Below are 25,325 nucleotides of genomic sequence, written 5' to 3'. Positions count from 1 at the left end.
CTGCAAGCTTCAGGCCTCAAGCCGCAAGTGAGGCCGAGCGCTTTTACTTGCAGCTTGTAGCTCGCCACTTGCAGCTCATTTCGACCCCAGGAGAAATAACATGACTATCAAAGCCATCAACGTACGCAACCAGTTCAAAGGCACCATCAAAGAAATCGTCGAAGGCGACGTGCTCTCGGAAATCGACGTGCAGACCGCTTCCGGCATCGTCACTTCGGTCATCACCACCCGTTCGGTCAGGGAGCTTGAGCTGGCCATCGGTAGCGAAGTCATCGCTTTCGTTAAATCCACCGAGGTGTCGATCGCCAAGTTGTGAGCGATGCTTTACCCGCAGCCCCGGACGGCGTGAGCCCTCTGGGGCTTTTCTATGGATGAAGGATCAAACGTCGTTAAATCGGTGGAAGCAAAGCTTGCTGGCGATTGGGCATGACCGTCGAGCGAGCTTTGCTCCCACGGGGCATCAGCCGATGGCGTGTCGCTTGGGCAGGTAGGGCGGCAGGTACAACCCCAGGTACGCATCGAATACCCGCATGCCTTCCTCGGCCATTCGCGGGGTGATCTGCTCGTGTTGTTGTACCGAGCGGGCGTAGACGCGGTCGCCCAGTTCCATGGCCAGGGCGAAGACGTCGATGTCGGTGGGCAGGGTCGGCAGCTCGAAATGGCGGTCGAACAGTTTGTGCATCAGCTCGCCCAGTTCGAGGTCGTGCTGGCGGTCGGCCTGGGTGACTTCGGTCAGGCCGTGCTGGGCCAGGATCAATTGGCGAGCGGCGGCGTCCTGGCTGTAGATGGTGAGCATGCGCTGCTCCACCAGGCGCGAGAGGTCACGCCAATGGTGCAGTGCTGTGTGGTCGATCGGCGCCTGCAGGCATGCACGAAAGGCTGCATGGACATCGGCGGTCAGAGCTTGGAGCAGGGCCGGGACGCTGGCGAAGAAGTGATAGACGGAGGAGGGCGGAATCGCGGCGCGCTCGGCGACGCTGTAGATCGACAGGCTGGCCACGCCTTCGGCGGCAAGCAGCGTACGGGCGGCATCGAGAATCGAATCGATCCGGGCCTGGCTGCGTGCGCGGGGTTTGCGAGGGGTGGCGATGCGCGTCATGGAGGGCTCCTGCGGGACTGCGGGCATTGTACGCAGAGCGAGCGGAGGGTCCATAGCGGCGTATGTGAGGAAAAAATCCCTGTGGCGAGGGAGCTTGCTCCCGCTGGGCTGCGAGGCAGCCCCTAAATCAGTCGCCGCGGTGTTTGAAGTTGATCGATCAAGCTTTTTTGGGGCTGCTGCGCAGCCCAGCGGGAGCAAGCTCCCTCGCCACGGTCTTGTGTCTGGCCGGACCATTGTGGAGGCAGCCAATTCATCATCTGGATTGAACAGCCATAAAAAACGCCGCAGCCCGTGAAGGCCTGCGGCGTTTCTTCTTACCACCACCGCTTACACGGTATGCAGGTACCAGTTGTACTCAAGGTCGGAGATGGAGTGTTCGAACTCCTCCAGTTCGCTTTCCTTGCAGGCCACGAAGATATCGATGTATTTCGGATCGATGTACTTGGCCATGACTTCGCTGTCGTCCAGCTCGCGCAGGGCATCGCGCAGGTTGTTCGGCAGGCTTTGCTCATTCTGCTCGTAGCTGTTGCCTTCCACCGGGGCGCCGGGCTCGATCTTGTTGACCAGGCCATGGTGTACGCCAGCCAATACGGAAGCCATCAGCAGGTACGGGTTGGCGTCGGCGCCGGCCACGCGGTGTTCCAGGCGCACGGCATCGGCGGAGCCGGTGGGTACGCGCAAGGCCACGGTTCGGTTGTCCAGGCCCCAGGTCGGTGAGTTCGGCACGTAGAACTGTGCGCCGAAGCGCCGGTAGGAGTTGACGTTCGGGCAGAGGAAGGCCATCTGCGCGGGCAGGGTCTCGAGCACACCGCCGATCGCGTGACGCAGCGCGGCGTTCTGCTCGGGATCCTCGCTGGCAAAGATGTTCTTGCCGTCTTTGTCCAGGACCGAAATGTGAACGTGCAGACCATTGCCCGCCTGGCCCGGATACGGCTTGGCCATGAAGGTGGTGTCCATTTCATGGTCGTAGGCGATGTTCTTGATCAGGCGCTTGAGCAGTACCGCATAGTCGCAGGCCTTGATCGGGTCGGCCACGTGATGCAGGTTCACTTCGAACTGCGCCGGAGCACTTTCCTTGACGATGGCATCGGCAGGAATGCCTTGCTCCTTGGCTCCTTCCAGGATGTCCTGGAGGCAGTCGACGTATTCGTCGAGGTCGTCGATCAGGTAGACCTGGGTCGAGTGCGGGCGTTTGCCGGAGATCGGTGAGCGGGGCGGCTGTGGGCGGCCATTCACGTTCTCCTGGTCGATCAGGTAGAACTCCAGTTCGAAGGCGGCGCAGATGGTCAGGCCCAGCTCATCGAACTTGGTCACGACCTGGCGCAGGACTTCACGCGGGTCGGCGAAGAAGGGCTCGCCTTCGAGCTCGTGCATGGTCATCAGCAACTGCGCGGTAGGGCGCTTCTGCCAGGGTTCGTTGGACAGGGTGCCGGGGATCGGATAGCAGATGCGGTCGGCATCGCCGATATCCAGGCCCAGGCCAGTGCTTTCCACTGTCGAGCCGTTGATGTCCAGGGCAAAGAGGGAGGCCGGCAGGTTGATGCCTTTCTCGTAAACCTTGTGGAGGCTGGTGCGTTCGATGCGCTTGCCGCGCACCACACCATTCATATCCGCAATCAGAAGGTCAACGTACAGAACCTCAGGATGTTCCTTAAGGAACGCGTTCGCTTCGTTAAGCTGAACGGCACGCGGGGGTACCGACATGATGCAACACCTTTGTTGTTAAAAATATCAATCATTGATCTTTTCGAAACCCAGTCAACCCGAACGGCATGCCGAAGTCAAGCAGGGCCTTTTTTGCCCTAAAAAAGCACTTGCTGGGCTTTTTTGGGGCAATTTAGGGCGTTTTTTTCCCTTTAGAGGGCTTGGCGCCCGCAGGCTTGAGCGGGCCGTGTTGTATTTTTTACGGGGGTGTTGTGTAAAAAAATGAACAAGGCTAAGCTCGATTCAAACCCATAACAGCAATAATACCGGGGTGCTTCATGTCTCGCCTGCCGTTAATCGGCGTTACCACCTGCTCCAGGCAGATCGGTCTGCATGCGTATCACGTCAGCGGCGACAAGTATTCACGAGCTGTCGCAACGGCCGCCAAGGGCCTGCCCCTGCTGATTCCTTCCCTCGCGGACCTGGTCCCGCCGTCCGATATTCTGGACGCCCTGGATGGCCTGCTTTTCACCGGCTCTCCTTCCAATGTAGAACCTTTTCATTACCAGGGCCCGGCCAGTGCGCCAGGCACTGCTCATGATCCTGCACGGGACGCCACCACCCTGCCGCTGATTCGCGCCGCTGTCGAGGCAGGTGTACCGGTGCTGGGTATTTGCCGCGGTTTCCAGGAAATGAACGTAGCCTTTGGCGGCAGCCTGCATCAGAAAGTTCATGAAGTCGGAACCTTTATCGATCACCGTGAAGACGACACCCAGGCGGTGGACGTCCAGTACGGTCCGGCCCACGCCATGCATATCCAGCCGGGCGGTATTCTCGCCGGCCTGGGCCTGCCGGCACTGATCGATGTCAACTCGATCCACGGCCAGGGCATCGAGCGTCTGGCACCGGGGTTGCGGGTCGAGGCGCTGGCGCCGGATGGCCTGATCGAGGCTGTTTCGGTTATACAGGGCAAGGCTTTTGCTTTAGGAGTGCAATGGCACCCCGAATGGGCGGTAAGCTCCAACCCGCACTACCTTGCGATTTTCCAGGCATTTGGCGATGCCTGCCGAGCAAGGGCAACACAACGCGACGCCGATGCGTCAAACAACGCCTGACGACTAATAGCCGTCAGGAAACTCACGCCTAGAGGCATTTATGAGTAACAACCTCGACCAGCTCACCGATTGGTTGAAAGACCACAAGATCACAGAAGTCGAATGCATGATTGGCGACCTGACCGGCATCACCCGGGGCAAGATCTCGCCGACCAACAAGTTCATCGCCGAGAAAGGCATGCGCCTGCCCGAGAGCGTCCTGCTCCAGACCGTGACGGGCGACTATGTCGAAGACGACATCTATTACGAACTGCTCGACCCCGCCGACATCGACATGATGTGCCGCCCGGACGAAAACGCAGTGTTCCTGGTGCCCTGGGCCATCGAGCCCACCGCTCAGGTGATCCACGATTCCTACGACAAGCAGGGCAACCCCATCGAGCTGTCGCCGCGCAACGTGCTCAAGAAGGTGCTCAAGCTCTACGCCGGCAAGGGCTGGCAGCCGATTGTCGCGCCGGAAATGGAGTTCTACCTGACCAAGCGCAGCGACGACCCGGACTTCCCGTTGCAACCGCCCGTGGGCCGCTCCGGTCGCCCGGAAACCGGTCGCCAGTCGTTCTCGATCGAAGCGGCCAACGAATTCGACCCGCTGTTCGAAGACGTCTACGACTGGTGCGAATTGCAGGAGCTGGACCTCGACACCTTGATTCACGAAGACGGCACGGCGCAGATGGAAATCAACTTCCGTCACGGCGACGCGCTGTCCCTGGCCGACCAGATCCTGGTGTTCAAGCGCACCATGCGCGAGGCGGCGCTCAAGCACAACGTGGCCGCGACCTTCATGGCCAAGCCCATGACCGGCGAGCCGGGCAGTGCGATGCACCTGCACCAGAGCATCATCGACAAGGAAACCGGCAAGAACGTCTTCTCCAATGAAGACGGGACCATGAGCGACCTGTTCCTGCACCACATCGGCGGCCTGCAGAAGTTCATTCCCGAGCTGTTGCCGCTGTTCGCCCCCAACGTCAACTCGTTCCGCCGCTTCCTGCCGGACACTTCGGCGCCGGTGAACGTGGAGTGGGGCGAAGAGAACCGCACCGTCGGCCTGCGCGTGCCGGACGCCGTGCCACAGAACCGCCGGGTGGAAAATCGCCTGCCGGGCGCCGACGCCAACCCGTACCTGGCAATTGCCGCCAGCCTGCTGTGTGGCTTCATCGGCATGGTCGAAGGCATCAACCCGAGTGCGCCGGTGGTGGGGCGCGGTTATGAGCGTCGCAACCTGCGCCTGCCGCTGACCATTGAAGACGCCCTGGAGCGCATGGAAAACAGCGCGACCATCGAGAAATACCTGGGCAAGAAATTCATCACCGGCTACGTCGCGGTCAAGCGGGCCGAGCATGAAAACTTCAAGCGCGTCATCAGTTCGTGGGAGCGGGAATTCCTGCTCTTTGCCGTCTGAGGCGCCGGGCGAGACAGCGGCGCTGTCTCGCCCCCACCGATATAAAAGGAGAATCGGCATGACCGGTAACAACCCGCAAACCCGTGAATGGCAAGCCTTGAGCAGCGATCACCACCTGGCGCCATTCAGTGATTTCAAGCAACTCAAGGAGAAAGGGCCGCGCATCATCACCCGCGCCAAGGGCGTCTATCTCTGGGACAGTGAAGGCAACCAGATCCTCGACGGCATGGCCGGTCTCTGGTGCGTGGCTGTCGGCTACGGTCGCGACGAACTGGCCGACGCCGCCAGTCAACAGATGCGCGAGCTGCCGTACTACAACCTGTTCTTCCAGACCGCTCACCCGCCAGCGCTGGAATTGTCCAAAGCCATCGCCGACATCGCCCCTGAAGGCATGAACCACGTGTTCTTCACCGGCTCCGGCTCCGAGGGCAACGACACCATGCTGCGCATGGTCCGCCACTACTGGGCGATCAAGGGCCAGCCGAACAAGAAAGTCATCATCAGCCGCAAGAATGGTTACCACGGTTCGACCGTGGCCGGCGCGAGCCTGGGCGGCATGACGTACATGCACGAACAGGGCGATCTGCCGATCCCGGGCATCGTCCATATCGCCCAGCCCTACTGGTTCGGCGAAGGCGGCAACATGAGCCCGGAAGAATTCGGCGTGTGGGCGGCCAACCAGTTGGAAGAAAAGATCCTGGAGGTCGGCGTGGACAACGTCGGCGCCTTCATCGCCGAGCCGATCCAGGGCGCGGGCGGGGTGATCGTGCCGCCGGAGAGTTACTGGCCGCGGGTCAAGGAGATCCTCGCCAAGTACGACATTCTGTTCGTAGCTGACGAAGTGATCTGCGGTTTCGGCCGTACCGGCGAGTGGTTCGGTACCGATTTCTACGATCTGAAACCGCACATGATGACCATCGCCAAGGGCCTGACCTCCGGTTACATCCCCATGGGCGGGCTGATCGTGCGTGATGATGTGGTCGCGGTGCTCAACGAAGGTGGCGACTTCAACCACGGCTTTACCTATTCCGGCCACCCGGTGGCGGCGGCGGTGGCCCTGGAAAACATCCGTATCCTGCGCGATGAGAAGATCATCGAGCGGGTCCACGACGAAACGGCACCCTATTTGCAGAAACGTTTGCGGGAACTGAACGATCATCCGCTGGTGGGTGAAGTGCGCGGCGTCGGTTTGCTGGGGGCGATCGAGCTGGTCCAGGACAAGGCCACGCGCAAGCGCTACGAAGGCAAGGGCGTAGGCATGATCTGCCGGCAGTTCTGCTTCGATAACGGGCTGATCATGCGCGCGGTGGGCGACACCATGATCATTGCGCCGCCGCTGGTCATCAGCAAGGCCGAGATCGACGAACTGGTGAGCAAGGCTCGGCATTGCCTGGACCTGACCCTCAGTGCATTGCAAGGCTAAGTGCTAGGCTCTGTGCGAGGCTCTGTGCGAGGCGCCTTCAAGGGCCTCACCCGGTGTGAATAAAAGGCTGGGCTTGTTGAAAGCCTGCCCCGTAACTTGCCAGACTACCGTGCTGTTCAAGTTGCCCGCGAGCCGGTTACTGAACGTGGCGCTAAAAAGAATAACTGGAGCATTATTCATGAAGGCATTAGGCATGAACGCATTAGGTAAGAAGATAGCTGGCAAGACCCTCCTGGCCATGTCCCTGATGGGGGTGATGGCGGGGGCCGTCCAGGCGGAAGACAAAGTGCTGCACGTCTACAACTGGTCCGACTACATTGCGCCGGACACCGTCGCCAAGTTCGAGAAAGAGTCGGGGATCAAAGTGGTCTACGACGTGTTCGACAGCAACGAGACCCTGGAAGCCAAGTTGCTGGCCGGCAAGTCCGGTTATGACATCGTGGTGCCGTCGAACAACTTCCTGGCCAAGCAGATCAAGGCCGGCGTCTACCAGCCGCTGGACAAGTCCAAGCTGCCGAACTGGAAGAACCTCGACACCGACCTGCTCAAGGCCGTTGGCGACGCCAGCGACAAGGGCAACCAGCATGCCTTCCCTTACATGTGGGGTACCATCGGCATCGGCTATAACCCTGAGAAGGTCAAGGCCGCGCTGGGCGTCGACAAGATCGATTCCTGGGACACCCTGCTCAAGCCGGAAAACATCGCCAAGCTCAAGGGCTGCGGCGTGAGCTTCCTCGATTCGCCGACCGAGATGATCCCGGTGGCGCTGCATTACCTGGGCTATCCGACCGACAGCCAGGACAAGAAACAACTGGCTGACGCCGAAGCGCTGTTCCTCAAGATCCGTCCTTCGATCGGCTATTTCCACTCGTCCAAGTACATTTCCGACCTGGCCAACGGCAACATCTGCGTGGCCGTGGGTTACTCGGGTGATATCGAGCAGTCCAAGTCCCGCGCTGCCGAAGCCGGTGGCAAGGTCAAAGTGGCCTACGCCATTCCGAAAGAAGGTGCCGGTTCGTTCTACGACATGGTCGCCATTCCCAAGGACGCCGAGAACGTCGATGCGGCCTACCAGTACATGAACTTCTTGCTGAAGCCGGAAATCATGGCCGAAATCACCAACAACGTCCGTTTCCCGAACGGCAACAAAGCCGCTACGGCGTTGGTGGACAAGGACATCTCAGGTGATTCGAACATCTACCCGACGGATGAAGTCAAAGCCAAACTCTATGCGATCAGCGACCTGCCGCCGGCGACCCAGCGGATCCTGACCCGCAGCTGGACCAAGATCAAATCCGGTAAATAAGCCGGCCTGAAGCACTTTCCTGTTGTCGCGGTCATCGCGGCGGCGACAACAGGAACACATTCAATAATAAAAGTTTTGCTGGATCGGTTTATCGAGGGTAAGTTGCGCGCCGGTTTTGTTGCAGGGCCCTTGATGGCCAGGTAACGGGGGGCAACTTGGGCCCGACTATATAGAGGACCTCCACGTGCCAGTCTTTTCTTTGTTACGCAACGCCTTGCTGGTCGGCGCCGGCCTGACGCTCGCCGTCAGCGTCCAGGCTGCTTCCACCGTGCATATTTATAACTGGTCGGACTACATCGGCGAGACCACCCTGGCGGATTTCGAAAAAGCCACCGGTATCAAGCCGGTGTATGACGTGTTCGATTCCAACGAAACCCTGGAAGGCAAGCTGCTGGCCGGCCGTACCGGGTATGACGTGGTCGTGCCGTCCAACCACTTCCTGGGCAAGCAGATCAAGGCCGGGGCGTTCCAGAAGCTCGACAAGGCACAGTTGCCGAATTACGCCAACCTCGATCCTGCGCTCCTCAAGCGCCTGGAGCGCAACGACCCGGGTAATCAGTACGCTGTGCCTTACCTGTGGGGCACCAACGGCATCGGCTATAACGTCGAGAAGGTCAAGGCGGTGCTGGGTGTCGACAAGATCGACTCCTGGGCCATGCTGTTCGAGCCGCAAAACATCAAGAAGCTCTCCAGTTGCGGGGTGTCTTTCCTCGATTCGGGTGATGAAATGATCCCGGCGATGCTCAACTACCTGGGCTTGAACCCCAACAGCGAAGATCCTGAGGACTACAAGAAGGCCGAGGCCCAGTTGCTCAAGATCCGGCCCTACGTGACCTACTTCAATTCCTCCAAATACATTTCCGACCTGGCCAATGGCGAGATCTGCGTGGCCGCCGGCTTCTCCGGCGACATCTTCCAGGCCCGCTCGCGTGCCAGCGAAGCCGGCAAGGGCGTCGAGATCGCCTACGTGATCCCCAAGGAAGGCGGCAACCTCTGGTTCGACATGCTGGCGATCCCACGCGACGCCACCAACGTCAAGGAGGCCCACGCGTTCATCAACTATGTGCTCAAGCCTGAGGTGATCGCCCAGGTCAGTGACGTCGTCGGTTACGCCAACCCGAACCCCAAGGCCGGCGAGCTGATGGACCAAAAAGTGCGCACCGATGAAGCGGTCTATCCACCGCAGGCGGTGGTCGACAAGCTCTACGTCAATTCCGAGTTGCCGCCCAAGATCCAACGCCTGATGACCCGCAGCTGGACCAAGGTCAAGTCGGGCAAATAACGCTAAACGCATAACCAAGGTTCGTCCGCGTGGGGCGAACTGCAAATTCTGTGGGAGTTTCGTAAATGGCAGTTGCCTCCGGCGCCTATAAGAAAGCCCTCGAGGGCGACCAGACACCCAAGCAGGTGCTGGTCAAGATCGACCGGGTCACGAAGAAGTTCGACGAGACGATTGCCGTGGACGATGTGTCCCTGGAGATCAAGAAAGGCGAAATCTTCGCCTTGCTCGGCGGCTCGGGATCAGGCAAATCCACCTTGCTGCGGATGCTGGCGGGGTTCGAACGGCCCACGGAGGGGCGCATTTTCCTCGACGGTGTGGACATCACCGACATGCCGCCGTACGAGCGGCCGATCAACATGATGTTCCAGTCCTACGCGCTGTTCCCGCACATGACCGTGGCGCAGAACATCGCCTTCGGCCTGCAACAGGACAAGATCCCCAAGCCTGAGATCGAGGCCCGCGTCGCGGAAATGCTCAAGCTGGTGCAGATGAGCCAGTACGCCAAGCGCAAGCCGCACCAACTCTCCGGCGGCCAGCGCCAGCGTGTGGCCCTGGCCCGCTCCCTGGCCAAGCGGCCCAAGCTGTTGCTGCTCGATGAACCCATGGGCGCCCTGGACAAGAAGCTGCGCTCGCAGATGCAGCTGGAACTGGTGGAGATCATCGAGCGGGTCGGCGTGACCTGCGTGATGGTGACCCACGACCAGGAAGAGGCCATGACCATGGCCGAGCGCATCGCGATCATGCACCTGGGCTGGATCGCCCAGATCGGCAGCCCGATCGACATCTACGAGACCCCGACCAGTCGGCTGGTCTGCGAGTTCATCGGCAACGTCAACATCTTCGAGACCGAAGTGGTGGACGACGCCGAAGGGCACGCGGTGTTGACCTGCAAGGACCTGGATCGCGGGATCTACGTCGGCCACGGCATCAGCACTTCGGTGCAGGACAAGTCCGTGACCTACGCCATTCGCCCGGAAAAACTGTTGGTCACCGCCGAGCAGCCGACCTGCGATTACAACTGGTCCAGCGGCAAGGTCCATGACATTGCCTACCTGGGCGGCCACTCGGTGTTCTACGTCGAGCTGCCGAGCGGCAAGCTGGTGCAATCGTTCGTCGCCAACGCCGAACGCCGCGGCCAGCGGCCGACCTGGGGCGATCAGGTGTACGTCTGGTGGGAAGACGACAGCGGCGTGGTACTTCGCTCATGAACATGCGCAAATTCAAACGCCGACTCGACCGAATAACGCCCGGTGGCCGTCAACTGGTCATCGGGGTGCCTTTCATCTGGCTGTTCCTGTTCTTCATGCTGCCGTTCTTCATCGTGTTGAAGATCAGTTTCGCCGAAGCCGACGTCGCCATTCCGCCGTACACCGAGATCTACAGCTACGTCGACCAGAAGCTGCAAGTGCTGCTCAACTTCAGCAACTACGTGATGCTCAGCGACGATGAGCTGTACATTGCCGCCTACCTCGGTTCGCTGAAGATGGCGCTGATCAGCACCGTGCTGTGCCTGCTGATCGGTTATCCGATGGCCTACGGCATCGCCAACGCCCGTAAAGAGCTGCAGACGGTGCTGGTGCTGCTGATCATGATGCCGACCTGGACCGCGATCCTGATCCGCGTCTATGCGTGGATGGGCATTCTTAGCAACAACGGCCTGCTCAACGGCTTTTTGCTGAGCATGGGCTGGATCGACGAGCCGCTGCAAATCCTCAACACTAACCTGGCGGTCTATATCGGGGTCGTCTACTCGTACCTGCCGTTCATGATCCTGCCGCTGTACGCCAACCTGGTCAAACACGACCCCAGCTTGCTGGAGGCCGCGTCCGACCTGGGCTCGAGTACGTTCAACAGTTTCTGGAAAATCACCGTGCCGCTGTCCAAGAACGGCATAGTCGCAGGCTGCATGCTGGTGTTCATCCCGGTGGTGGGCGAGTTCGTGATCCCGGAACTGCTGGGCGGCCCGGAAACCCTGATGATCGGCAAAGTACTGTGGCAGGAATTCTTCAACAACCGTGACTGGCCGGTGGCATCCGCCCTGGCGGTGGTGATGCTGGCGATCCTGATCGTGCCTATCATCCTGTTCAACCGCAGTCAGGCCAAGGAAATGGAGGGCAAGGAATGAAGCGCTTCAGTTTTTCAAGCCTGATGCTGGTGCTGGGTTTGCTGTTCATCTACGCGCCGATGCTGATCCTGGTGATCTATTCGTTCAACGCCTCGAAACTGGTGACGGTGTGGGGCGGCTGGTCGATCAAGTGGTACGTCGGCCTGCTGGACAATACTCAGTTGATGGGATCGGTGCTGCGCTCGCTGGAAATCGCCTGCTACACGGCGATTGCCGCGGTGGCCCTGGGTACGCTGGCGGCCTTCGTGCTGACCCGCATCACCCACTTCAAGGGCCGCACGCTGTTCGGCGGCCTGGTCACCGCGCCGTTGGTGATGCCGGAAGTGATCACCGGTCTGTCGCTGTTGCTGCTGTTCGTGGCGATGGCGCAGATGATCGGCTGGCCACAGGAGCGCGGCATCGTCACCATCTGGATCGCCCACACCACGTTCTGTGCGGCCTATGTGGCGGTGGTGGTCTCGGCGCGCCTGCGTGAGCTGGACCTGTCCATCGAAGAGGCGGCCATGGACCTGGGCGCGCGGCCATGGAAGGTATTCTTCCTGATCACCATCCCGATGATCGCGCCGTCGCTGGCGGCGGGCGGCATGATGTCGTTCGCCTTGTCGCTGGATGACCTTGTGCTGGCGAGCTTCGTCTCCGGCCCTGGCTCGACCACGTTGCCAATGGAAGTGTTCTCGGCGGTACGCCTGGGGGTCAAGCCGGAAATCAACGCCGTGGCGAGCCTGATCCTGCTGGCCGTGTCCCTGGTGACCTTCCTCGTCTGGTACTTCAGCCGCCGCGCCGAAGAAAACCGCAAGCGCGCGATCCAGCAAGCCATCGAAGAAAGCGCTGCCGACTCCTGGAAACAACCCCAGGTACGCCGGCCGGAAACTGCGTCGGCCTAGAGGCCAGGCGGGGTCCATGTGGGAGCGAGCTTGCTCGCGATGACGGTGAGTCAGCCGATGAAGATATCGGATATGCCAACGCCATCGCGAGCAGGCTCGCTCCCACGGGGTTTTTTGTCGTTCACTGCATCGCACTCCACCGCCGCCCCACTGTGGGAGCGAGCTTGCTCGCGATAGCGGTGGGGCAGTCGATGGAGATGTTGACTGTGCGGCCGTCATCGCGAGCTGGGCTATGAATACCAAGGAGACGTGCGGATGATTTCTACAAAATTCATCGGCTTGAACCCCGGCTCCTGATCCACCAGTACATCGGTCTTCACATTGCCGAAGGTCGTCTGCGGGCGATGCCGCAAGCCGTCGGCGAATGTGCAAATGATGCACTCCTTGAATCCCTCCCCACGCGGATGAGCGTGCACCACCGCTTCACGCTGCGCTTGCGGGAAGGCGGCATAGTCCATACCCAGCACATCCATTTCCACCCCAGCGGTCACCAAGGCGACGGTGGGACGCAGGTGTTTCGGTATGCCCGGTGTGGTGTGCAGGGCGATGGACAGCCACACCTGTTCGATATCGTCATCGCTCAGCCCATAGGGTTTGAGAAACGCTGCGGCAGCATTCGCTCCGTCCACTTCAAAACGCTCATCATCGCTGCGATGGCCTTCCACCAGGCCTATGTCGTGGAACATCGCGCCGACGTACAGCAGCTCCGGGTTATAGGCCAACTGGCGGCGCTGGCCGCTCAAGGCCCCGAAAAGAAATACCCGGCGGGAGTGGTGATACAGCAGATCGGACTCAACGTCGCGGATGTACTCGGTGGTAGCGCGGGCAAGGGCGCTGTCGGGAATCTTGATGCCGGCGATGCTGTTCATGATGCTCTCCTCTTGACGATGCGCCAGGGCGGCGCCGAGGATTCAAGTCTGGAGGCCGGGATGCGCGCCAGCCATCGCGGCGTGGCTGCGATCCGTGCCAATAGGCCTCGATTTCGTGCCAAGTGACTTCCTGGTGGCGGATGGGCCAGGGTGCAAGTGTCGTAGGCTGTGATCCATTCAATTCGAAGGTAAGCGCGTATTCATGGAAAAAACCGTTGCGGTCGTGGTGTTCGCCGGCGTCCAGTCGCTGGATGTGAGCGGGCCCATGGACGTGTTTTGCGAGGCCAATCGGTTCCTGGCCCCAGAGGATCACTATCGGCTTGAAGTGATTGGGGTCGAGCCGGGAGCGGTGCCCTGTTCCAACGGTTTGTCGGTCAATGCCCATCGTCATTTCAGTGATGCCACGCAGGCGTACGACCTGCTATTGGTAGCCGGCGGACCGCACCTGCCCTCCATGGATTTCGGCGCGGCGTTCGATGCCTGGCTGCGTGAGGCCTGCGCACGGGCGCTGCGCTTTGGCTCGATCTGCAATGGTGCGTTCATGCTCGCCCGGGCCGGTTTGCTGGAGCGGCGAACGGTCACTACCCATTGGGGCGATGCCGCAGAACTGGCGCAGCTGTGCCCCTCCACCCAGGTACAAGCAGATCGTCTATACGTGCAGGACGGCGCGCTCTACACCTCGGCCGGGGTCACTGCCGGGATCGACCTGTCGCTGTTCCTGCTGGCACAGGATCATGGCCCGGACGTGGCTCTGAGTGTTGCCAGGCGACTGGTGGTGTTTACCCAGCGTTCGGGCGGGCAATCGCAGTTCAGTCCTTTTCTCGCGCCCCACGTCGAGCCTTCGTCCGTCGTGGCTCGGGTCCAGGCCTATGTCCTGGCGAACCTGAATGGTGACTTGGGCATCACCGGCCTGGCCAATGCCGCGAACATGAGCCCGCGCAATTTCTCCCGGGTGTTCACCCGGGAGGCCAAGGTCACCCCGGCGGAGTTCGTCGAGCGCGCCCGGGTGGACGCGGCGCGGGTCATGCTGCAGAGCACCCGCGCGCCGCTCAAGACGGTGGCCTGGCAGAGCGGCTTTCGCGACGCCCAGCACATGCGCAACGTCTTCAATCGCAGGCTGGGGGTGACGCCGCAGCAGTTCAGGCTCAATTTCGCGGCGATGGTCTAGTCGCTCATTTCTTCAACGTGTCATGAGCCTCCAGCGCCCGCAGCGAGTAGATGTACGCCGCGCCAGCATTCAGCGAAACCGCGGTTGCCAGGGTGGCGGCGATTTCCTCGCGGGTGGCGCCGGCCTTGATGGCGGCGTCGGTATGCACGCCGATGCAACCGTCGCAGCGAGTGGTAATGGCCACGGCGATGGAAATCAGTTCACGAGTCTTGGCGTCGAGCACGTTGTTTTCGGCGGCGGCTTCATCCAGGGCCATGTAGGCCTTGACCATTTTCGGGTTGCTTTTGCCCAGTGCGCCGAAGGCACTCTTGATGGTGGGCAGCAGTTCGGACCAGTTGTTGAACATCGCATTGACTCCTGTAATGAGAGGGCAGGGCATGGAGCCCTTGTAGTCTTGACCATCAGCGGTGATCAAGCGGTTTTCACGACGAAATGCAGCGCTACTGTGTGCTGGCCGGCAGCAGTTTCAGGGTTCCGTGAGTGTTCGCCGTCACTTCCACCTCGGCCAGGTGCGCCTGGTGATACACGCCTTCGATATAGGCCTCGGCCTGATCCTGGTAATGTTTGTCGAACAGCACGCCACTCTGGCCGACCGGGTTGACGGTGACGCTGTGGGTCGGGTCCGCGAAGTCGATGATGCGTCGCGTGGACGGGCCATAGGTCACCGGCCACGGGGCCGGGCCGATCTTCGCCGATAGATTGTTGGGTACCTCATGGGTACCGGGGGCGGCAAACGGGCCGATGTTGAAGAGCCGGTCCAGCGGTTTCTGCATGCCCAACGGATGACCGTGGGTCAGGGTGTGCGCCTTGCCCCACCGCCATTGCGTGGCATCGTTACCGAAGGTCGCCTTCAGGTGCGCCAGGCTCTTGTTCCAGGCCGTTGCCACGATGTCGGCACGGGTTTCCGTGCCCAGCGTCGACCGGTCGTCCCACCACGGCGAATCCTTGGCGGCCGCCAAACGTGGAAGGGCGGCGTCGATCACTCGGGTCGACAGCGCGGTGTCGAAAAACCCATCGCCCAGTTCATCGTGCAGCGCTGCGTCGGCCAGGTTGAACAGGAACTGGTTGAACAGCGTGGCGCTGATGGAATCCACCGGGTAATCACCCGGCCATTGGGCCAGTTGCTCGACCCATTTGCGTTCCTGCGGGTCGCTGACGACCTCACGCAGCACCGGCAACAGCGGCGCGAGCAAGCGCGGACCGTAGGCAGTGGTGGTGCCCAGTTGCAGTTTTCGGGTGGTTTCGAGGTCCCATTTCGCTTGTTTGTCGCTTAGCTGCAGGTTCAGTTGCTGACCACGGTCGGCAAGGTTGTAGTACCCGGGGATCTCGATGCCGCTGCTCGCCACCGGCTGGAAATTCGCCGAGATGATGTAGCCCCGGGTCGGGTTTTCTTCCTGCGGGTTGCTGCTGAACGGATAGAAACCCTCTTTGTCAGCCTCCGGACTGCTGCCGTCGAGGATGAAACCGGGCTTCACGCCCGCGGGCCGCTTGGGCAATTGCGCCGCAGCCCACCAACCGATATCGCCCTTGGCACTGGCCCATACGACATTCAGTCCGGGGGCGTGGATTCTGGATGACGCACCACGTGCCTTGGCAAGGGTGTCGGCGCGGTTGAGCTGGTAAAACGCTTCGAGGATCGGGTTGCGGCTCTCCAGGAACCCCCACCACATGGCGACCGGCGTCTTGCCGGCATTCGCCCCGAGGACATCGTTGACGATCGGTCCATGGGGCGACTGGCGCAGCACCAGCGTCACCGGCGCCTGGCCCTTGACCGCGATCTGCTGTTCGCTGCGGGTCATGTCCACCCATTGGCCGCGATACCAGACCTGTTCGGGATTCTCCGGGTTGACCTTCTCGGCGATCAGGTCCAGGTCGTCATTCTGGAACATGGTGATGCTCCAGCCGAAATCCTTGTTCATGCCCAGCGTCGCAAAGGGCATCAACGCCTGGTAATGCCCATAGAGCTCGAAGCCCGGCGCCGACAGGTGCGCTTCGTACCACACCGAGGGCGCCGAAAAGCGGATGTGCGGATCGCCCGCCAACAACGGCTTGCCGCCATGAGTGCGGTTGCCGGAGACCGCCCAGGCATTGCTGCCTTCGAACTGCGGCAGGCCATGCTCGGCCAGGGCCTGCTCGCTCAGGCGGGCCAGGGCGTTGAGGTCTTTCCAGTCGCGGGCGGCCAGCGGCAGGCTGCTCCCGCGCTTCTCGGCCAGCGCCCCCTGGGGTTGCCAATCAAGATCGAAAATATCCAGGTAGTGGGCGCCCAGCTGGTCGCGCACGTAGGTCAGCAGCGGTTCGGTGCGAAAGGCCGCGGCAAAACTGTAGGCCATGTAACCGGTGATGCTCACCGTGTCTTCAGCAGTAAAGGGACGCTTGGGAATGCCCAGCACATCGAATTCCAGCGGCCGGGTGTGGCTGTCCTGGTAGGCGTTGATGCCGTCCAGGTACGCCTGCATGGCGATCCACGCCGGCGACTGCCGGTCCTGCTCGGCCACATAGGTCGCGGCCCGCTCGCGGATGCGCAGGCTGCGCATCAGCTTGTCGGTGTCGAGCAGTTTGGGGCCCAGCACCTCGGCCAGTTCACCACGGGCGAGCCGGCGCAACACTTCCATCTGGAACAGCCGGTCCTGGGCATGGACGTAGCCAAGGGCACGGTACATATCGGTTTCGTTCTCGGCGCGGATATGCGGCACGCCGCGCTCGTCGTAGCGCACGGTCACCGAGCCATGCAAGCCTTGCAATTGCACGGTGCCCTGGCGGGTGGGCTGCTTGCTGTAGAGGTAGCCACCCGCGACGATGACAGCGGTGACGACCAGTGACAGAAGGGCGACGAGGGTGCGTTTCATGGTGATTCCTTATTCTGATGACAGCGGTCCATCGTCTCGCTGTTGATTCCCTGTTTAGCATAGGGCCGCTTCCCGGCGCATCGTCCATTGGAGGGATTTTCTCCAGACTGCCCGGTGGGCCGCTGTATAGGCGATGGAAAGTCTAGGGTGGCGACCGAATGGCCGATGCCAGGCATCGCAAGGCTATCGTTGATTGCGACAACGATCACGTCTGCTGTTGTCGAAGGGCAAGGGATGTAAGTCGGCGTGTGTCAGGAGGGCCGACCGCAGGCGCGCCTGCGGCCGGTAAAAGGAGGGAATTTCAACCGTTGATCGTCGAGCCATCGAAGGATGGCCCGACGGTTTCATCAGGCGGGTCTCGTGCTGGGTTGTGCTTCGCCAGGCGGATTGCCCTGGGGTCTCGCCTGGCCGCGCTCGGCCAATTCGAGGTTGTCGCCCGCAGGCGGGTTCCTGGATCTCGTGGCCATTTGCTGGATCTTGTCAGTGCCCTTGTTGACGCCTGCGATAGCGACCTGGGGAATGATCTGTGTAAAACCGCGGGCCACGTGGTAGGTGTTCTCCAGATTGCGCCGCAAGCCTTCCGGCTGGGTGTGGGGGAGGGTGTCACGATTGGGATGCAGGACGTTTTGCAGCGGTACGTTTGCACGTTGGGCGAGCTTGTCCTCCTTGTTTGGATCCAACGCTTTGTTTTCCAACGGGGCTGCCACGCTGTTGGCAAAGAATGGGAACAGGGTCAGGCCGGAGTTGAAGAACGTCGCGACCACCTGTTCGAGTTTTTCCTCCACCGTGGCGTTATCGCCTGCCTCGGACGCGTCACCCACGGCGGTTCGCAGGGCGATCCCTTCGCCGACGCCGATGATCCGGTTGGCGTAGTCGCTGAGGTTGGTCATGCTGGCGGGGTGGAGTTTGCCCGCAGCTTCGGAGAATGCCTTGGGCAGCAGCTCGCCCCATTCCCGCTTTTCGGTGGTGACCCGGTAGGTCGGGATCTGTTCGTCGCCATGGGTCTGCGCATACTTCGCCACGGCCTGGCCTCCCGCCATAAAGGTGCCGCCTACTGCGGAAGCCACGCTGCGGGCAACGATGCCCGAGGCGCTTACCGAGCTGAACTGGTCCAGCGTGTCGCGCACCGCATGGGCGGCGCCAAAGGCGAGGTAACCGGTGAAGTCACCGCTCAAGGTGCCAAAGTTATTGGCATTCTGTTTCAGTTTGAACTCGTCGCGCTTCTGCGCCTGGGAAGCGTCGAGCGCCGCGAATTCCGGGTTGGCGACCCGACGTCCGCCCACGGTGATGTCTGGCAAGGGCTTGGGGTATACCGCCAGCGGGTCGACTTTGGCCAGGCCTTTGCCGATGGTCTTGTCGACCACCACCTGGACAAACGGGCGAATGCCGTCGCTGATCACCTTGTGAGCCGCTCCAAGGACGGTCGAGGTCGCGGCGATATGTTTGCCATAGGACGAATCCGCCATCGCTTCATCGATGGCCGAGGTGCTGGCGCCGAAGTGGCCGGCGGACGAGACGCCCTGGGGAATTCCCGCATCGACGAAGACCGCCAGGCCGGTGACGAAGCCGGTCTGGGTCTTGAGTTCGGCGACATGGTCCTGACGCGCAACGTTCTTCAGGGCGGTGTCCAGCCCTTCGTTTTTCTTGGTCGCTTCAGCAAGCTCGGTCGGGGTGGTTGGCTGGGCCTCATCCTTCTTGAGCAACTCACCGAGCTCCGTACGCACTTCCTGCAACTTGACCAGATCATCGCGCGCCTTGTCCTGCTCGGCCTTGGGCAGGGCATCGTTGCTCGCGGCCTGTTCCGCGTGGGCGATACGGCTATCCAGGAACGTGCTCAGGCGCGCAGGCATCTCCTCGCTCATGGATTTCATGACACCCTTGGCGTACCCCCGGAAGGCGGCGTGGCTGCGGACCAGGTGAGGCAGGTCCTCATGTCCCTGGGAGTTGTCGATGACTTCCTGGCACAACGAATGATAGGCCCCGAGGGTGTTGCCCACGCGGTCGCAGTGGGCATCCCAGACGGCTTTGAAGCCGCCGCTGGCGTCCCGTGCTTCTTCGCTCTTGCTCAAATATTCGTTGAGGTCGGCAGTGAGGGCTGCGGTTTCCTCGCGGCCCGACAGCATCGGATGGGTATTGCCGCCCAGCTCGGCCAGGTGCTGGTGCATGTCCTGATAACTCGTTCCAGGCGCGTAGCCCAATGCCTTGCCTTCCAGGGTCATGTGCGACCGGGCAAAGCCGATGGGATCGGCTTCAGGGTCCTTCTTGCCGAGCCTGCCGATCATCCCCTCCAGGCGGGTCTTCTTGCTGGCGAAGGCCTGCTGCGTCGATTCGGTAGCGCTGCCGGTGAAGTGGTAGGGCACCAAGGGAGTCGTGGAGGGACGGACCTGTTCGGCGAGGCTGGCGCTCACCGGTCTGATCTCATCGTCCTGTTGTTGGCGCAGGGCCGCCAGGCCCTGGTTCTGGCTTACGGATAAATCTGCCATGGTGTTTCTCCTAGAGTGAAAAGGCGTTGTTGAGTCCTGAGTGCCGCTTGATGGGGTTTGGCGCCTGGGCAGGCTTGGCGTCGCGCCCCGTGACGGGGCCGTCGAAGAAGTAACCTTCTCGCCAGATCAGCGCCATGTCGGCGATACCGCCCATCAGTCCCAGCAAGTGTTCGGCGGTGAGGTTTTCCAGGGGCACGTGGCCGATCAGGATCACCAGCTCGCTGTCGCGGTTGTAGGACAGGGACGGGCAGAACGGCCCGCTCAGCAGGTAGAGGTTGGTTTCCAGCAGCCGTTGCAGGACGGCTTCGCGATTGGCGGTTGGCAGCGCTCCGAAGCTGGCGTAGATGAACACGTCGCCTTCGCCCACGCTGGGGGTGTGCTTGAGGGAAAAGTCGACCTCCTTCACCGACAGGTTCGCCTGTTCATAGAACGCGGACGGGGTGGGAATCATCGTGAGGGCACAGAGCTGATCGATCAGCTTGCAATAGGTGGGTGACGCCATGATTGACCTCGCATTGTCATCCAGGCGCGACGAGCGCCTGCTGCCCTCGTGAGTGACACCGGTGGCATTTCGGTTCCACGGGGCGCTGTCATGCCGCCCGGATGGGAACCGCCGGGCAGGGATCGGCCACCCATTGGCGCCACCTCATTCAAGGTTGACCGCCCATGTCCCGTTCACTTTCACGTTCGCCGGTCCTTCGCTTCGTCCCCCGGGGCCTGTCCATGTTGGTCGTGGGCTCCTTGCTGTACGGCTGCCAGCACCTCGAACCGCAGCTGACCATCGGCGACCCGTTCGCCAACGAGCCCTATCGGTCGCAGTTGCGCTGGCGCACGCCGGCGCCTACAGACACGATCGTTCAGATCGAAGAACTGTCTCCCCAAGGCGACGGCAGCCTATGGGCGCGTATGCGCCAGGGATTTTCGTTGCAGGCCAAGGCGCGCGGTGTGGCGCGCATCGACGAACAGCGCCGCTGGCTGATGGACCGCCCCGCGTTTCTCACCCAGACCGGGCGCGCCGGCAGCCGCTATCTGCATTTCATCGTCGGCGAGTTGAGCAAGCGCAACATGCCGTTGGAGCTGGCGCTGTTGCCGGCCATCGAGAGCGGCTTCAACCCGAACGCGCAATCGCCGGCCCAGGCCATGGGCCTGTGGCAGTTCGTCCCGGCCACGGGGCGCCGTTATCAGTTGCAGCAGCGCGCCGACTATGACGAGCGCCGCGATATTCCATCCTCCACCCGCGCCGCCCTGGATTACCTGTCTTACCTGCATGACTACTTCGACGGCGACTGGCTGCTGGCACTGGCCGCCTACAACGCCGGGGAGGGACGCGTGCGCGACGCCATCACGCGTAACCGGGCTCGCGGCCTGGCGACCAATTATTGGAACCTGTCGCTGCCCGGCGAGACCCAGAATTACGTACCGCGGTTGCTGGCGTTGTCGCAGTTGGTCAATGCGCCGGCGGACTATGGCGTCGACCTGGTGCCCATCGCCGACCAGCCGTACTTCCAGATGCTCGCCCTGGAGCAGCCCGTGGACCTGGCGCACCTGGCGGTGTTGTCCGGTGTGCATGAGCGCGAGTTGCGCATGCTCAACCCGGCCGGACGAGGGCGTGCCAGTGGGCGCTTGTTGATGCCCATGGCGGCCTCGCGCCGACTGAGCGCGCAGCCGGACATGATCGCCAGGGCAGCGCAGCCCCGGGTGCCAGGTAGTGAAGAGCCGCGAGTCGCCGTGCCTGAGTCCGATGTAGCGGGAACGCAGGTCGCGGAGGCCAACGTGCCGCCAGGGGCGTGAGCCAACGCTCGCCCCGTGGGGCGGGGCGCAGCGCTGGTCGGGTGAGCTACAAGCAGCTCGTCGCGACGTTGGCCAGGTGCCGGCCGCGCGGGTCCATCAGCACGTAGGAACCGATCGTATTGCACGCGAAGCCGAACGACACGCCGCGCTCCGGGTCGGCGAAACCGACGGTGCCGCCCGCACCCATGTGGCCGAACGCGTCGGCGCCCATGCCATAGCTGCCATTCGCCACGTTCGGCTGGTCGAGCATGATGCCCAGGCCGAAGCGCGCCGGCGTCTGGAGCGTCGGGTCGTATTCGGCACTGTGTTCACGCAGCATTTCATTGAGCAGCGGCGATTCCAGCAAGCGTCCGTCGAGCAGGCCGGCGTAGAACGTCGCCAGGCTGCGTGCGTTGCCGTGCCCATTGGCGGCCGGTTGGGTCATGCGCTTCCAGCCGGGTTCGTTGCTGCGCCCGAGCACCATCGGCGGGTTGGCGAAGGCCAGCGCACTCATCGCCGTCGGTGCGGTGAGCACGTCCTGGAGCACCCGCCCGAAGGCTTCGTCGTCGATCTCCTCCTTGGTCCGCGCCATGTAGGCACAGCGTGCCATGGTCGCGTCGTCCAGGCCCAGGTGGAAGTCCAGCCCCAGTGGCGCGGCCACCCGGCGACAAATGCTCTGGGCGGGAGGCAGGCCGTCTACCCGACGCAGCAGTTCACCCAGGATCCAGCCGAACAGCAAGGGCGAATAGGTCTGCCGTTCGCCGGCGCCGGCCCAGGGCTGTTCCCCGGCAATCAGCTGCGCCATGGTGTCCCAGTCGTACAGCGTTTCCGGCGCCAACGGCGTGCGCAGCGCCGGTAGCCCGGCTCGGTGGCACAGCACCTGACGCAAGGTGATCGAGGCCTTGCCTGCATCGGCGAAGGCCGGCCAGTGCTGGCAGAGCGGGGCGTCCAGGTCCAGGCGGCCTTCGCCCACCAGTTGCATGATCGCCACCGCCGTGAAGGGCTTGGTGCAGGAGAACAGGTTGAGCAGGGTGTCGTGTTGCCAATGGCGATCCGGTTCGGGCCCGGCCATGCCGGCCCAGAGATCGATCACCGTGTCGCCGTCGATCTGCATGCACAGGGCGGCGCCGCGTTCGAAGGGGCTTTGCATCAGTTGGATGAAGGCCGCCCTGACCGGTTCGAAGCGAGGATCGCAATGGCCATGGACTACGGGTGTGCGCGTCATGTCAGCTCCAGAAAAGAGAAAAGGTCCCTCCTGAGTGAGCGCGGCGATGCAAACGGTTCAGCCGTTTGCCCAGGCGCCTGGTGATGGATCTTTTCTGCACGCCAGGCCACTCAGGGTCAACGATCCTGTTTCTGGAGCATGTCCATGGCGTACGAGCGTACCCTTGATTCCAACCGCGTCGATTCCAACCGCGTCGATACCAACTGGGTCGATCCCGACAGCCTCGATTTCAACAGCGATGCCTTTCGCCGCTTGGCTTACCAGCACTATGCGACGCTGCGCGAGGTCGCGCCGGTGTTTCTCAGCCAGCCGCAAGGGCAGTTGCCGATCTGGTACGTCACCGGGGCCCGGGAAGTCGAGACGGTGTTGTTGGACAGCGAGCGCTTCGCCCGTGACCCGGCCCGGATCAGCCCGCAGTTCGCGGCGATGATGGGCGGCGAGCAGTCCATCGCGTTTCTCAACGACCACATGCTCAACCGCGACGGCGAGCGCCACCGCCGCTTGCGTCGTCTGGTGAACAAGGCGTTCACGCTCAAGGCGGTCAATGCCATGCGCCCGCGCATCGAGCAGATCGCCGAGACGCTGCTGGACCAGGCCGGGCCAGGCGGGCACATGGACGTGGTGAGCCAGTACGCGTTTCCCTTGTCGATCATCGTCATCGCCGAATTGCTCGGCGTGCCCGCCCGGGACCGGGATGATTTCCGCCGCTGGTCCCACTTGATTGTCCAGCAGGTCGGGCACGATTTGAGCGAGTTGCAGCGCTGCTACAGCGAGTTCGCGACCTACATGCTGACCTTGATCGAGCAGCGCCGGGCGCAGCCGACCGACGACCTGGTGTCTGCGCTGGTGCAGGTCGAGGAAGAGGGCAACGTACTCAGCACCAGCGAGCTGTGCAGCATGATCGCGCTGCTAATCATCGCCGGGCACGAAACGGCGGCGTCGATGATCGGCAATGCGGTGTACCTGCTCGTGCAGCATCCCCAGGCGCTGATGCAATTGCGCGACGAGCCGGGCCTGATGCCCAATGCCGTCGAGGAATTGCTGCGCTATGACTCGTCGGTGGAACGGGCCATGGTCCGCTTCGTGACCCAGGACACCGAGTTGGCGGGGCAACGCTTGCAGCGCGGCCAGTTATTGATGGCGGTGGTGGGGTCGGCCAACCGTGACGAAGCGCTGTGCCCTCATCCCGACACCCTGGACATCACCCGCCCGGCTTGCCCGCACCTGTCGTTCGGCAAAGGCACGCACCATTGCCTGGGGGCCTCGCTGGCGCGGCAGGAACTGGAAATCGCATTGAACACCTTGCTCAGGCGCTGTCCGGGGCTGCAACTGGCGGTGGCGCCCGAGGCCGTGCGCTGGCGTTATGTCCCCAACTTCAGGGGGCCGCAAGCCTTGCCGGTGCGCTGGTCGGTGGACTGACGATGGCAGGAAGGGCTCGCCCGACACACTGGTTGGGCGAGCCGTGAGGTTACGCCAGCGCCACGTGCGCCTCCTGCACATGCGCGGTGGCGGGGGCCGAAACATCCGGTGTCAGGTGCAGCCCGTAGAGGACCACATCGGCCCGCGAGTCGGCGAACCGGGCAATGCCCGGAAACCGCCCCCATTGCGTCGCGCCCAAGCCTTGCACGCCGCGTTTGCTGGCCTCGTTATGCTCGATGATCCAGGCCACCAGCGTTTCGAAGCCATAGCGTCGGGCCAACACCACGGCGGCCTGGCCGAGGCGAATGCCGACGCCGCTGCCCACATGGTCGTGGCGCACATAGATCGACACCTCGCCGGTCAACCGGCAGGCCTGGGCGCCCCAACTGAAGCGGTTGACGATCAGCCAGGCGACCACTTCGCCTGCGCGTTCCAGCACGTATATCGGGTCGCCTTCCTTGACGAAGCAGTCGACGAAGAACGTCATTTCCTTCAGGGAAAACGCTCTGAGCACAGGGGAACTGGTGCCCCCCAGAGCGCTTTCGTTGAAGATATCGGTCATTACCGGCAGGTCGTCGGGCGTGTAGCGACGTACCCCACGGGGCAGGTCGGATCGGCTGTTCAAGCGATTGGTGGTCATGATCGGGCTTCTCCATAAACGCTTCGCTTGAGTTGCTCTCGGGCGCGGAACAGGCGCGAACGCACGGTCCCGATGGGCACGCCCAGGCGTTCGGCGGCGTCGCGATAGCTGCTCTCGGTGTCCACGGCGGTCCACAAGGTCTCGCGCATGTCCTTGGGCAGCGCATCCATCGCCGACAGCGTGCGGTCCAGCAGCCGACGGTTGTCGCACAGCTCGCTGAGGTCGATGTCGTCACTGGATTCATGAAACTCGCTCTCATCGAACGTGCTCAGCGGCGGCTGTGCGTAGTAGCGGCGGAAATGGTTGCGGATCAGGTTCAGGGCAATCCCGCAGAGCCAGGTGTCCGGCTTGGCCAGTCCTTTGAATTTCTCCTGGTTACGCCAGGCTTCCAGATAGGTGAGTTGGATGAGGTCGTCGGCGTCGTCCTGGTTGAGTACACGTTTTTGTACGAACAGACGCAGTTTGCGCTCCTCGCCGAATGTCATGCCTGGCGAGGAGGTTTTCGGGGGTGACACGAGGTTCAGACTGCTCATCAATGAATCCCTCTGAAAAGATGCTTAGCGTCGATCGGATGTCGACAACCCCTATCAGCAGGACCTGTGCCAAACCATTTCTAATGCCTATCTCA

Annotated in this window: 22 protein-coding genes; 12 read left to right on the top strand and 10 right to left on the bottom strand. The window is 62.1% G+C overall.

All coding sequences use genetic code 11. The annotated features are described in order from the left end of the window. Positions 1-100: 100 nt before the first annotated feature. Positions 101-316, top strand: coding sequence for a TOBE domain-containing protein (locus ACLEJQ_RS14185; RefSeq protein WP_007928303.1), 216 nt, complete (start codon positions 101-103; stop codon positions 314-316). A 144-nt stretch (positions 317-460) separates the two neighbouring features. On the opposite strand, the gene ACLEJQ_RS14180 is transcribed toward ACLEJQ_RS14185, so the two are convergent. Together ACLEJQ_RS14180 and ACLEJQ_RS14175 are read right to left on the bottom strand one after the other, a co-directional pair. Then, a complete protein-coding gene (locus ACLEJQ_RS14180) occupies positions 461-1,099 on the bottom strand; it encodes a TetR/AcrR family transcriptional regulator (RefSeq protein WP_440795946.1) in 639 nt (212 codons plus the stop codon). Positions 1,100-1,426: 327 nt separating this feature from the next. Continuing rightward, the gene (locus tag ACLEJQ_RS14175) at positions 1,427-2,803 is read right to left on the bottom strand and encodes a glutamine synthetase family protein (protein WP_304551690.1); all 1,377 of its coding nucleotides are present in this window, start codon (positions 2,801-2,803) and stop codon (positions 1,427-1,429) included. Between the two features lie 278 nt (positions 2,804-3,081). Here ACLEJQ_RS14175 and ACLEJQ_RS14170 point away from each other — a divergent pair, with 278 nt between their 5' ends. The 8 genes from ACLEJQ_RS14170 (at position 3,082) to ACLEJQ_RS14135 (ending at position 12,277) form a co-directional block, all read left to right on the top strand. Continuing rightward, positions 3,082-3,858, top strand: coding sequence for a gamma-glutamyl-gamma-aminobutyrate hydrolase family protein (locus ACLEJQ_RS14170; RefSeq protein ID WP_440795943.1), 777 nt, complete (start codon positions 3,082-3,084; stop codon positions 3,856-3,858). 40 nt (positions 3,859-3,898) lie between these two features. Then, positions 3,899-5,257, top strand: a complete 1,359-nt coding sequence (locus ACLEJQ_RS14165; RefSeq protein ID WP_440795941.1) for a glutamine synthetase family protein — start codon at positions 3,899-3,901, stop codon at positions 5,255-5,257. 58 nt (positions 5,258-5,315) lie between these two features. Continuing rightward, the gene (locus ACLEJQ_RS14160; RefSeq protein ID WP_440795939.1) at positions 5,316-6,680 is read left to right on the top strand and encodes an aspartate aminotransferase family protein; all 1,365 of its coding nucleotides are present in this window, start codon (positions 5,316-5,318) and stop codon (positions 6,678-6,680) included. A gap of 193 nt (positions 6,681-6,873) precedes the next feature. Continuing rightward, positions 6,874-7,986, top strand: coding sequence for a polyamine ABC transporter substrate-binding protein (locus tag ACLEJQ_RS14155; RefSeq protein ID WP_440795938.1), 1,113 nt, complete (start codon positions 6,874-6,876; stop codon positions 7,984-7,986). Between the two features lie 184 nt (positions 7,987-8,170). Continuing rightward, positions 8,171-9,268, top strand: a complete 1,098-nt coding sequence (locus ACLEJQ_RS14150; protein ID WP_440795936.1) for a polyamine ABC transporter substrate-binding protein — start codon at positions 8,171-8,173, stop codon at positions 9,266-9,268. Positions 9,269-9,333: 65 nt separating this feature from the next. Continuing rightward, positions 9,334-10,476 (top strand): ABC transporter ATP-binding protein, encoded by a 1,143-nt coding sequence (locus ACLEJQ_RS14145; RefSeq protein WP_440795934.1) that lies wholly within the window; start codon positions 9,334-9,336, stop codon positions 10,474-10,476. After that, positions 10,473-11,393, top strand: coding sequence for an ABC transporter permease subunit (locus ACLEJQ_RS14140; protein WP_440795932.1), 921 nt, complete (start codon positions 10,473-10,475; stop codon positions 11,391-11,393). The genes ACLEJQ_RS14145 and ACLEJQ_RS14140 overlap by 4 nt, the downstream gene beginning before the upstream one ends. Then, on the top strand, positions 11,390-12,277 hold the full coding sequence (locus ACLEJQ_RS14135; RefSeq protein ID WP_440795930.1) for an ABC transporter permease subunit: 888 nt from the start codon (positions 11,390-11,392) through the stop codon (positions 12,275-12,277). Before ACLEJQ_RS14140 ends, ACLEJQ_RS14135 begins: the two co-directional genes overlap by 4 nt. A gap of 230 nt (positions 12,278-12,507) precedes the next feature. Here ACLEJQ_RS14135 and ACLEJQ_RS14130 read toward each other — a convergent pair whose 3' ends face one another. Beyond that, positions 12,508-13,149 (bottom strand): HD domain-containing protein, encoded by a 642-nt coding sequence (locus tag ACLEJQ_RS14130; protein WP_440796179.1) that lies wholly within the window; start codon positions 13,147-13,149, stop codon positions 12,508-12,510. Positions 13,150-13,348: 199 nt separating this feature from the next. On the opposite strand from ACLEJQ_RS14130, the gene ACLEJQ_RS14125 reads away from it, so the two are divergent. Then, complete coding sequence (locus ACLEJQ_RS14125; RefSeq protein WP_440795928.1) at positions 13,349-14,314, top strand: GlxA family transcriptional regulator; 966 nt, start codon at positions 13,349-13,351, stop codon at positions 14,312-14,314. 4 nt (positions 14,315-14,318) lie between these two features. Here ACLEJQ_RS14125 and ACLEJQ_RS14120 read toward each other — a convergent pair whose 3' ends face one another. The 4 genes from ACLEJQ_RS14120 to ACLEJQ_RS14105 form a co-directional block, all read right to left on the bottom strand. Continuing rightward, complete coding sequence (locus tag ACLEJQ_RS14120; protein WP_024780471.1) at positions 14,319-14,660, bottom strand: carboxymuconolactone decarboxylase family protein; 342 nt, start codon at positions 14,658-14,660, stop codon at positions 14,319-14,321. A gap of 94 nt (positions 14,661-14,754) precedes the next feature. Further along, a complete protein-coding gene (locus tag ACLEJQ_RS14115) occupies positions 14,755-17,160 on the bottom strand; it encodes a penicillin acylase family protein (protein ID WP_440795925.1) in 2,406 nt (801 codons plus the stop codon). 347 nt (positions 17,161-17,507) lie between these two features. Continuing rightward, on the bottom strand, positions 17,508-19,643 hold the full coding sequence (locus ACLEJQ_RS14110; RefSeq protein WP_440795923.1) for a type III effector: 2,136 nt from the start codon (positions 19,641-19,643) through the stop codon (positions 17,508-17,510). A gap of 10 nt (positions 19,644-19,653) precedes the next feature. Continuing rightward, positions 19,654-20,145, bottom strand: coding sequence for a CesT family type III secretion system chaperone (locus tag ACLEJQ_RS14105; protein ID WP_440795921.1), 492 nt, complete (start codon positions 20,143-20,145; stop codon positions 19,654-19,656). A gap of 164 nt (positions 20,146-20,309) precedes the next feature. On the opposite strand from ACLEJQ_RS14105, the gene ACLEJQ_RS14100 reads away from it, so the two are divergent. After that, positions 20,310-21,434, top strand: a complete 1,125-nt coding sequence (locus tag ACLEJQ_RS14100; RefSeq protein ID WP_440795919.1) for a transglycosylase SLT domain-containing protein — start codon at positions 20,310-20,312, stop codon at positions 21,432-21,434. A 46-nt stretch (positions 21,435-21,480) separates the two neighbouring features. On the opposite strand, the gene ACLEJQ_RS14095 is transcribed toward ACLEJQ_RS14100, so the two are convergent. Then, positions 21,481-22,638, bottom strand: coding sequence for a serine hydrolase domain-containing protein (locus ACLEJQ_RS14095; RefSeq protein WP_440795917.1), 1,158 nt, complete (start codon positions 22,636-22,638; stop codon positions 21,481-21,483). A 144-nt stretch (positions 22,639-22,782) separates the two neighbouring features. On the opposite strand from ACLEJQ_RS14095, the gene ACLEJQ_RS14090 reads away from it, so the two are divergent. Continuing rightward, positions 22,783-24,057 (top strand): cytochrome P450 family protein, encoded by a 1,275-nt coding sequence (locus ACLEJQ_RS14090; protein WP_440795915.1) that lies wholly within the window; start codon positions 22,783-22,785, stop codon positions 24,055-24,057. A gap of 49 nt (positions 24,058-24,106) precedes the next feature. On the opposite strand, the gene ACLEJQ_RS14085 is transcribed toward ACLEJQ_RS14090, so the two are convergent. Together ACLEJQ_RS14085 and ACLEJQ_RS14080 are read right to left on the bottom strand one after the other, a co-directional pair. Further along, positions 24,107-24,697 (bottom strand): N-acetyltransferase family protein, encoded by a 591-nt coding sequence (locus ACLEJQ_RS14085; RefSeq protein ID WP_440795913.1) that lies wholly within the window; start codon positions 24,695-24,697, stop codon positions 24,107-24,109. Beyond that, positions 24,694-25,230: an RNA polymerase sigma factor gene (locus tag ACLEJQ_RS14080; protein WP_440795911.1), complete on the bottom strand. Its 537-nt coding sequence runs from the start codon at positions 25,228-25,230 to the stop codon at positions 24,694-24,696. The genes ACLEJQ_RS14085 and ACLEJQ_RS14080 overlap by 4 nt, the downstream gene beginning before the upstream one ends. Positions 25,231-25,325: the final 95 nt, after the last annotated feature.

This window comes from Pseudomonas sp. SMV71 (assembly GCF_052042015.1).
Classification (GTDB): domain Bacteria; phylum Pseudomonadota; class Gammaproteobacteria; order Pseudomonadales; family Pseudomonadaceae; genus Aquipseudomonas.
This window is presented reverse-complemented; position numbering and strand designations above follow the sequence as displayed.

Excerpts from the sequence above, each read along its gene's own strand:
- ACLEJQ_RS14185 (WP_007928303.1), top strand. The coding sequence starts at position 101 with ATGACTATCAAAGCCATCAACGTACGCAACCAGTTCAAAGGCACCATC.
- ACLEJQ_RS14180 (WP_440795946.1), bottom strand. The coding sequence starts at position 1,099 with ATGACGCGCATCGCCACCCCTCGCAAACCCCGCGCACGCAGCCAGGCC.
- ACLEJQ_RS14175 (WP_304551690.1), bottom strand. The coding sequence starts at position 2,803 with ATGTCGGTACCCCCGCGTGCCGTTCAGCTTAACGAAGCGAACGCGTTC.
- ACLEJQ_RS14170 (WP_440795943.1), top strand. The coding sequence starts at position 3,082 with ATGTCTCGCCTGCCGTTAATCGGCGTTACCACCTGCTCCAGGCAGATC.
- ACLEJQ_RS14165 (WP_440795941.1), top strand. The coding sequence starts at position 3,899 with ATGAGTAACAACCTCGACCAGCTCACCGATTGGTTGAAAGACCACAAG.
- ACLEJQ_RS14160 (WP_440795939.1), top strand. The coding sequence starts at position 5,316 with ATGACCGGTAACAACCCGCAAACCCGTGAATGGCAAGCCTTGAGCAGC.
- ACLEJQ_RS14155 (WP_440795938.1), top strand. The coding sequence starts at position 6,874 with ATGAACGCATTAGGTAAGAAGATAGCTGGCAAGACCCTCCTGGCCATG.
- ACLEJQ_RS14145 (WP_440795934.1), top strand. The coding sequence starts at position 9,334 with ATGGCAGTTGCCTCCGGCGCCTATAAGAAAGCCCTCGAGGGCGACCAG.
- ACLEJQ_RS14140 (WP_440795932.1), top strand. The coding sequence starts at position 10,473 with ATGAACATGCGCAAATTCAAACGCCGACTCGACCGAATAACGCCCGGT.
- ACLEJQ_RS14135 (WP_440795930.1), top strand. The coding sequence starts at position 11,390 with ATGAAGCGCTTCAGTTTTTCAAGCCTGATGCTGGTGCTGGGTTTGCTG.
- ACLEJQ_RS14125 (WP_440795928.1), top strand. The coding sequence starts at position 13,349 with ATGGAAAAAACCGTTGCGGTCGTGGTGTTCGCCGGCGTCCAGTCGCTG.
- ACLEJQ_RS14120 (WP_024780471.1), bottom strand. The coding sequence starts at position 14,660 with ATGTTCAACAACTGGTCCGAACTGCTGCCCACCATCAAGAGTGCCTTC.
- ACLEJQ_RS14115 (WP_440795925.1), bottom strand. The coding sequence starts at position 17,160 with ATGAAACGCACCCTCGTCGCCCTTCTGTCACTGGTCGTCACCGCTGTC.
- ACLEJQ_RS14110 (WP_440795923.1), bottom strand. The coding sequence starts at position 19,643 with ATGGCAGATTTATCCGTAAGCCAGAACCAGGGCCTGGCGGCCCTGCGC.
- ACLEJQ_RS14105 (WP_440795921.1), bottom strand. The coding sequence starts at position 20,145 with ATGGCGTCACCCACCTATTGCAAGCTGATCGATCAGCTCTGTGCCCTC.
- ACLEJQ_RS14100 (WP_440795919.1), top strand. The coding sequence starts at position 20,310 with ATGTCCCGTTCACTTTCACGTTCGCCGGTCCTTCGCTTCGTCCCCCGG.
- ACLEJQ_RS14095 (WP_440795917.1), bottom strand. The coding sequence starts at position 22,638 with ATGACGCGCACACCCGTAGTCCATGGCCATTGCGATCCTCGCTTCGAA.
- ACLEJQ_RS14090 (WP_440795915.1), top strand. The coding sequence starts at position 22,783 with ATGGCGTACGAGCGTACCCTTGATTCCAACCGCGTCGATTCCAACCGC.
- ACLEJQ_RS14085 (WP_440795913.1), bottom strand. The coding sequence starts at position 24,697 with ATGACCACCAATCGCTTGAACAGCCGATCCGACCTGCCCCGTGGGGTA.
- ACLEJQ_RS14080 (WP_440795911.1), bottom strand. The coding sequence starts at position 25,230 with ATGAGCAGTCTGAACCTCGTGTCACCCCCGAAAACCTCCTCGCCAGGC.